Source organism: Methylorubrum thiocyanatum, from assembly GCA_014138645.1.
In the GTDB taxonomy this organism is placed as follows: domain Bacteria; phylum Pseudomonadota; class Alphaproteobacteria; order Rhizobiales; family Beijerinckiaceae; genus Methylobacterium; species Methylobacterium thiocyanatum.
Window position 1 is genome coordinate 445,856 of sequence record JACJIB010000006.1, and the last position, 7,402, is coordinate 453,257.

Annotated in this window: 6 protein-coding genes and 2 pseudogenes; 2 read left to right on the forward strand and 6 right to left on the reverse strand. The window is 66.8% G+C overall.

Annotated features, from left to right (window positions below; all coding sequences use genetic code 11):
* Positions 1-24: 24 nt before the first annotated feature.
* Positions 25-1,170, reverse strand: a pseudogene (locus HNR51_RS18700) (IS3 family transposase).
* A 67-nt stretch (positions 1,171-1,237) separates the two neighbouring features.
* On the opposite strand from HNR51_RS18700, the pseudogene HNR51_RS27020 reads away from it, so the two are divergent.
* Positions 1,238-1,458, forward strand: a pseudogene (locus tag HNR51_RS27020) (IS3 family transposase); the annotation flags it as partial.
* Positions 1,459-1,542: 84 nt separating this feature from the next.
* Here the strand turns inward: HNR51_RS27020 and HNR51_RS18710 are convergent.
* The 4 genes from HNR51_RS18710 to HNR51_RS18725 form a co-directional block, all read right to left on the reverse strand.
* Positions 1,543-2,307, reverse strand: a complete 765-nt coding sequence (locus HNR51_RS18710; protein WP_182555952.1) for an ABC transporter ATP-binding protein — start codon at positions 2,305-2,307, stop codon at positions 1,543-1,545.
* A complete protein-coding gene (locus HNR51_RS18715; RefSeq protein ID WP_182555953.1) occupies positions 2,304-3,344 on the reverse strand; it encodes a FecCD family ABC transporter permease in 1,041 nt (346 codons plus the stop codon). The genes HNR51_RS18710 and HNR51_RS18715 overlap by 4 nt, the downstream gene beginning before the upstream one ends.
* Positions 3,341-4,318 (reverse strand): ABC transporter substrate-binding protein, encoded by a 978-nt coding sequence (locus tag HNR51_RS18720; protein WP_182555954.1) that lies wholly within the window; start codon positions 4,316-4,318, stop codon positions 3,341-3,343. Before HNR51_RS18720 ends, HNR51_RS18715 begins: the two co-directional genes overlap by 4 nt.
* Positions 4,319-4,425: 107 nt before the next feature.
* Positions 4,426-6,627: a TonB-dependent siderophore receptor gene (locus tag HNR51_RS18725; RefSeq protein ID WP_373325217.1), complete on the reverse strand. Its 2,202-nt coding sequence runs from the start codon at positions 6,625-6,627 to the stop codon at positions 4,426-4,428.
* A 40-nt stretch (positions 6,628-6,667) separates the two neighbouring features.
* On the opposite strand from HNR51_RS18725, the gene HNR51_RS18730 reads away from it, so the two are divergent.
* Positions 6,668-6,901, forward strand: a complete 234-nt coding sequence (locus HNR51_RS18730; protein WP_283215068.1) for an integrase core domain-containing protein — start codon at positions 6,668-6,670, stop codon at positions 6,899-6,901.
* A gap of 125 nt (positions 6,902-7,026) precedes the next feature.
* Here the strand turns inward: HNR51_RS18730 and HNR51_RS18735 are convergent.
* On the reverse strand, positions 7,027-7,402 hold a 376-nt coding region (locus HNR51_RS18735), incomplete at its 5' end, for a HupE/UreJ family protein (RefSeq protein WP_182555956.1).

Consider the following 7,402-nt stretch of genomic DNA (forward strand, 5'->3'; position numbering starts at 1 on the left):
TTTTGGACCGGGCCAGTTGCGAGGCTACTGCATGGTGGTGGCCATGGGTAGCCGGAAGGTCAGATCCGAGAAGCTGACAGGCGCGGGCGGCCGGTAGCCCAAGGATGAGTGCGGCCGGACGCGATTGTAGGTGTTCTGCCAGAGATCGATCACGGCCTGTGCTTCTCTCAGCGAGTAGAAGATCTCCTGGCGTAGGCACTCATCGCGCAGCTTGCCGCTGAAGCTCTCGCAATACCCGTTCTCCCACGGCGAGCCCGGGGCGATGTACTGGATCTGAGGGCCCGTCTTGGTGACCCATTTGCGGAGTGCCTTCGAGATCATCTCAGGACCATTGTCGCACCGGATATGCTCCGGGATGCCGTGTAGGCACATCGCGTCGGCCAGCGCCTCAATCACACCAAGGCTGTTGATGCGCCGCGCTACCTTCAGCGCGAGGCACGTCCGGCTATGCTCGTCGATCAGCGTCAGAATGCGCAGGCTTCGCCCGTCGTGCGTCTAAGCCCGCACGAAGTCGAAGCTCCAGACGTGATTGCGGTGGAGCGGTCGTAGCCGCACGCACGAACCGTCGTTCAGCCACAGGCGGCTGCGGGGTCTCTGTCGGCTAGAGACCCTCAGCCCCTCGCGACGCTTGGATCGCGCTGAACCCGATCCTTGCCGACCTGCCAGCCGTCTGCTTGCAGCAGCGCGGTGACACGGCGATAGCCGTAGCGCCCGTACTCAGACGCCAGGGCAACGATGGCGCGGGTCAGCTCATCCTCGTCGGCCAGCACGGTCGGCACGTAGCATTGTGTGCCGCGGTGCTGACCGACGATCCGGCAGGCGTGACGTTCCGAGAGGCCGTACTTCTCCCGAATGCCGTCGACCGCCTGCCGGCGCCGCTCGGGGGCGAACCACGTTTCCCGAGGCGACGTCCGCCAGCACCTGACCCACCAGGGATAGGTCAGCCACGAGCCGGCGCAACCGAGCATTCTCGCGCTCAAGGTCCTTCATCTTCCTGGCTTGATCGACCTGCAGGCCGCCGTACTCCTTGCGCCAGCGGTAAGAGCTCTGCTCGGAGATCTCTGCCTCCTTGCACGCCAGCGCCAAGCTCTTGCCCTGGGCGGTCTGCACCTCGATCTGGCGCAGATTCAGCACCACCTGCTCCGCGCTCGTCTTCTGACCTCGCCGCATGTCCGACTCCTTCAGTTCCGGCTGATCCTCTCAATCAGCCCGGTCCAAAGCCAGCCGGTCAGGTCACAAGGAGTACGGCGGCCTCCAATTCGATAAGGCGGGTAAGATGAAGGATCTAGAGCGCGAGAACGCTCGGCTGCGGCGGCTTGTGGCCGACCTGTCCTTAGTGAAGCATGCGCTGGCAGACGTCGCCTCGAGGAACTTGTAGCCCCCGAACGACGCCGGCAGGCGGTGGCGGCAATCCACGAGAAGTACAGTCCGGGGTGCAGACATGCGAGGCTGTGCCGTTGAAGTATGGGGCCCGGGCTTCCCAATAGGCGGTTACGCCCGCGGTGACCTCGGATGCGCTCATGCCGTGTCACTCCTTGACGGTCAGTTCGGACGGTACTCGATGTGGGGCCGACCGCTGAGGGCGGAGACGCGGACCTCGGCACAAACCCCAAACACCTCCGCGATCATCTCGGGGTTCAGCACCGCCTCCGGCGTTCCCGAGCGGACCAAACGCCCCTCGGCCAGAACGGCGATCTCGTCGCAGAACAGGGCGGCTAGGTTCAGGTCGTGCAGGGCGACGATGCTGGTCACGCCGAGCCCTCGCACGAGGGTTAAGGCATCGAGCTGGTGGCGCACATCGAGATGGTTGGTCGGCTCGTCCAATACGAGCTCGCTCGGCTCCTGCGCGAGCGCGCGGGCAATCTGCGCCCGCTGGCGCTCTCCACCCGACAAGGTCTCCCAGGGCTGGTCGCGACGCGCGTCGAGCCCGACCCGCTCCAGTGCGCCCGCGACCGCCGCCTCGTCGACCTCGCTCCACGGGGCCAGGGCACTCCGGTGCGGAGACCGCCCGAGGCGCACGACATCCTCGACCGTCACCTGCGACTGCGTGCCCGCATGTTGCTCGACCACGGCGAGGCGACGCGCGACGGCCTGCCGGGACAAGGCGCCGATGTTCGTGCCGCCAAGGCTCACGACGCCGCTCCTGACCTTCCTCAGGCCGCAGAGCAGGCGTAGCAGGCTCGACTTGCCGGAACCGTTCGGCCCAACAAGCCCAAGCATCCGTCCTGGCGCCGCCTCCAGGGTCACGCCGTCCACGATGATCCGACCGCCCGCCTCCCATCGCAGGTCCCGCGCCGCGAGCGTCATGCCGGCCGCCGCGCGCGGGTGAGGATCAAGGCAAAGGCCGGCGCCCCGAACAGGGCCGTGACAACTCCGATGGGCACGACCTGCCGCGCGATCAGGACGCGGGACAGGATATCGGCCAGAACCAGGAACACCGCTCCGGTCACGAGCGCTGCCGGCAACAGGCGGCTGTGGCGCGGGCCGACGACCAACCGGACGGTGTGCGGGATCAGGAGGCCGACGAAGCCGACCGCCCCCGCGATGCTAACCATGACGGCGGTCATCGCGGCTGTCGTTCCGAACAGCACGAGGCGGACCCGAGAGACGGACACGCCGAGCGCGGCGGCGGCGTCCTCGCCGAAGGTGAACGCGTCGAGGGTGCGGGCATGCGTGAGGCAGACTGCGAACCCGGCAAGCGTCACCGGTGTCGCCAGCCACACATCCGGCCAGCGCACCCCGCCCAGGCTTCCGAGGAGCCAGAACATCACACCGCGCGCCTGCTCGGCGCTGGCGAAGGTGGTCACGATGGTGGCCGTCGCGGCATTGAAGATCTGTGCCGCGGCCACGCCCGAAAGGATGACGCGCTCGCTGGTGCCGCCGTCGCCTATAGCGAGAAAGGCGACCGTCACCAGGGCCATGACGGCGCCGAGCAGGGCGCCGCCAGAGACCCCAACCGCCGCACCGCCGAGGCCGAGCACCATGACCGCGACGGCGCCGGTGGAGGCGCCCGCCGAGATGCCCAGCAGGTAAGGTTCGGCAAGCGGGTTGCGGAGGAGCGCCTGCAGGATGACGCCGCAGACTGCCAGCGCGCCACCGCAGCACGCGGCAAACAGCGCGCGACTCAGGCGGTAGTCGACCAGCACGCCCTGCTGGATCGGGTTCACCGCGTAGCCGAGGTCGAACAGCGCGTTGCCGAGCGCCTGCAGGGCGACCTGCAGAGGGATATGCATCTCGCCGACCGTCATGGCGAGCGCAACGGCAAGACAGAGGAGTGCCAAAGACGCGAGGGCCGCGGCCACGCAGGGCAGCCACCCGGAACTCGAAAGCGCGGCGCCCCTCATCGAGCGAGCCCGAGCGCCTTGAGGTTGTCGGCCAGTTCCCTGATGCCGTCGATGGTCCCGAGCCCCGGCCGCGTCGCCGCGACATCCATGACGACGATGCGGTTCGCACGCACGGCGGCGAGGCGACGGGCGACAGGGTCGGTCCGCAGGAAGTCGAGCTTCACCGCGACGTCGTCGGCCGGGAACAGGCGCCGGTCCATGCGCACCAGCACGATCACGGCGGGGTCGGCGGCCGCAATGCTCTCCCAGCCGACCTGGGGCCACTCCTCGTCCGTGGTAATCACGTTGCGGGCCCCGAGCTTATCGAGGAGGTAGGCCGGCACGCCCTTGGCGCCCGCGACGAAGGCGTCGCCCTTCACGTCCCGGCTGGAGAACCAGACCACAACGGGCAGGTCGCGCGCCAAGCGCCCGGCCATGGATGCGACCGCGGCATCCTCCCGAGCCTTCAGATCGACCACGAGCGTCTCCGCCCGGGACGACACGTCGAAGAGCTGCCCGAGTTCGCGGATATTGCGGTAGACGAGGTCCATCCTGAATGGCTCCGCGCGCACGCCGTCCCCTGGCGCCGAGTTGTCCTTGCCAACACAATCGGCCGGTGAGACGTAGACCGGTACGCCCAGGTCGCCGAACTGCTCGCGGCGGGCGACCGCCCCATGCGGGCCGATATGCCAGGCGAAGGTCGCGGTCACGAGGTCCGGAGCCTCGCCGAGCACGGCCTCGAAGCTCGGCGAGTTATCAGCCAGCCGCTTCACCCCGGCGTTTGCCGCCTCGTAGGGCTCGGCCACGGGGCCGAACCAGACGGCAGTCCCGACGACGCGGTCCGCGAGGCCGAGGGCATACAGGATCTCCGTCTGCGTCTGGCCGACGGATACAACACGTCGGGGCGCCGCCTTCACCGTTATGGTCGCCCCGCAATTCTCCATGGCGAGCGGGTAGCGCGTCGGCTCCGCTCGGACTGCGCCGCAGGACGCCAACAAAAGGCTCCCGACAAGAAAAGTGGTGCTGGTCCGGCGCCAGGACGTCGATGTACTTCGACTTATGCGAGCGTGCGCCTCAGGCTTCGCCACCGTCACTCCCTCGCTCAGAACCGAACCAGCAGGGAGCCGGTGATGCGGCGGGGCGAGCCGGTGTCGACGCGAAACTGGCTAACGGAGCCGACATAGTAGGTGGTGTCGAAGACGTTCTCCACGTTCAGGCCGAAGCGGAAACTCTCGTACTTGTAGTAGCCCAGCGCGTCGGCCACGACGTAGGTTGGGAGCTTGAACCCTGAATTGGACGAATCCCCCGCGCGCTCGCCCGCCGCACGCACCCCGCCGCCGATGCCGAGGCCCCGCAGGGGGCCGCTCTGCACTTCGTAGACGGCCAGCATCGTGCCACTGTGCTCCGGGATGTTGAGCAGCGGGGCACCGACCGGGAGCACGTTGTCCTTGGTGATGAAGGCATCGGTGAAGGTGTAGCCGCCGATAATGCGTAGCTCTGGGGTAAGCTGGCCGGCGGCAGTGAACTCGAAGCCTTGGCTGCGCACGCCGCCGGCCGTGATCTGGAAGCCGCTGTTGCTGGGGTCGGCGGTGAGCACGTTCTCTCGGTCGATGCGGAAGGCCGCACCGGTCAGCAGGAGTGCGCCACCGTAGAGCTCGACCTTCGCTCCCACCTCGTAGCCGAGGCCGGTCTCCGGCTCGAAGGCGCGCGACCCTGCGCCGAGCCCCGCGTCCGTGCCGATATTCGGCCGGAAGCTGGTGCTGACGTTGGCGTAGAGCGCGAGCTCCGGGATGGGCTGGTAGACGAGCCCGGCCCGCGGCGAGGCGGCCGCTCGCGTCTGCTCGGCGCTGTTGCCTCCGATGCGCTGCTTGAAGGAGCGCTCGAACAGGTCGAAGCGAACGCCGGCCAGCGCTTTCCACTGCGGCGCGAGGTCGATCAGGTCCTGGGCGTAAAAGCCGGTGTCGGTCACGCTCTCCAGGGTGTTGGAGGCGCGCGTCAGCGGCGGCAGGGGCTGGCCGTAGCGCGGGTTGTAGATGTCGATCGCGTACGGGAACGTGTTGAAGTTCGAGCGCAGGTAGAGCTGCCGGTTGTCGAAGTCCTCGCGGTCGAAGCCGAGGAGCAGGATGTGGCCGACCTCGCCGGTTCGGAAGCGACCGACGAGCTCGGCCTGACCGATGACCGAGTCGTAACTGTAGTCGCGGAAGTTGCGGTCGCGGATGACCGTACGGTTGTCGGACAGGAGGCCGCGACCCTCGGCGCTCTCGCCGTTCAGGGTGCCGGTGTTGAACTGCGTGGCGAGCCGCATCTGCCAATCGGCGTCGAAGCGGTGGTCGAGGCGCACCTGGAGCACCGCGTCGCTCTGGCGGCTCACCTGCCCGGGCTCACCCAGGAAACGGCTGATCGGCACGAACCCGAGTTGCTTGTTCACAGCGACAACACCACGGTCGACGACGATGTTGTTGCGGGTGATGGCGGCCTCGACCGTCAGCTTGGTATCGGGCGTGATCTGCCAGCTCAGGACCGGCGCGATGAAAAGCCGGTCGTCGCCGACGAAGTCGCGGTAACTGTTCTGGCTACCCCCGGCGAAATTGAAGCGGTAGAGCAGCGTCTTCTCGTCGTTGAGCGCCCCACCGGAATCGATAGTGCCGCGGAACTGCTCGAACGAGCCCCATAGGCCGCCCATCTCGACGAAGCGGATTGTGGTGGGCTGCTTGGTGACGATGTTGACGAGGCCGCCCGGGTCGCTGCGTCCAAACAGGGCGCCGCCGGCCCCCTTGAGCACTTCAATGCGCTCGATGTTCTGGGTGTCGATGAGCGGGGGCGGACCGCCGCGGTTGGCCGCGAGCCCGTTCCGGAAGATCTCGGCCGTGGTCACGCCGCGGATGGCGTAGGCGAAGGTACCGAGCCCCCCGAAGTTGTTGGTCTGGGTCAGCCCAGGCACGTAGTCGAAGGCCCGGTCGACGCGGGTGGCGTTGATGTCGGTGATGAGTTCGCGCGGTACGACCGTCACGACCTGGGGGACATCGAGCTGGCGGGTGTCGGTCTTGGTGGCGCTCACGGCCCGATCCGAGCGGAAACCCGGCGTTGGCCCGATCAGGCTGATCGCGTCCACTGAGCGGCCGAGGACGTCCGGCTGGACGGGGCCACCCGCGGTGGACTCGACCGAGATCATTTCGAGTGCGACCCTTGTCTCCTCGGCTTGCGCTGCGCCGGTCGATAGGCTGGCGGCGAGGAGCGTGCCTCGGCACAGCTGAAGCGCCAAGCATCTGCCCGGCGAAGGAGCCCCGAGGCAGTTGTAGAGCATCGTGCGAGCCCTGCTGGCTTTACAATTATAAAATTCGTCGCTGGTCTGTATTGAAGCCGCCCATGAGCCAAAGGGCTGCTGCTACGACAATGCTCCGATGGAGAGCTTCCTCCTCACCCTCAAGTTTGAGCTCGTCCATCAGCGACGGTGGGCGACCCAGGACGAGGCACGAGGCGAACTGTTCGCTTACATCGAGCGCTACTCCAATCGGCAACGCATTCATTCGGCGCTCGGTTATCTCCCACCCGAGCAGGCCGAGCGGGCCGCGAAGTAATTTATCTTCGTTTGTGAAATCAGCGCAGTATTAACACACCCGTTCCGGCAATGGATCGTAGTACCATTGCCGGAACGATGAGGGTGTTAATCAGCGAGCTCGAGTTCGCCCTTCCTTTATCGTGATCACTGAAGGCCCGGAAAGAAGATGCCTTCAACATGTCCGACGAACAGCACCAGCCCCATGCCAGCCACGGTGGCGCCCACGAGGCGCAACTTCATTGGACGAGCAGCATCACTGTGGATCACCCAGCGCGTGCCGAGACCGGCGAGCACGCCCACGACCAACTGGACCGCCGTGAAGCCGGCAAGATAGGCGACGAGCGGCGTTTGCTCCGCACCGAAGATCGATTCGCCGTAAGCCCACCCATGAAAGATCCCAGCGCCGGCGAAGAGAACGGCAAGCATGTTGTTGCCCCCTAAAGACCGGACAAGGTCTCCTGGGTTAATCGGGCAATGAACTCGCGCGGCGAGCGGTAGCCCAGCGCGCGATGAGGGTGAA

Coding starts and splice junctions, on each gene's coding strand:
- HNR51_RS18710 (WP_182555952.1), bottom strand. CDS start 2,307: ATGACGCTCGCGGCGCGGGACCTGCGATGGGAGGCGGGCGGTCGGATC.
- HNR51_RS18715 (WP_182555953.1), bottom strand. CDS start 3,344: ATGAGGGGCGCCGCGCTTTCGAGTTCCGGGTGGCTGCCCTGCGTGGCC.
- HNR51_RS18725 (WP_373325217.1), bottom strand. CDS start 6,627: ATGCTCTACAACTGCCTCGGGGCTCCTTCGCCGGGCAGATGCTTGGCG.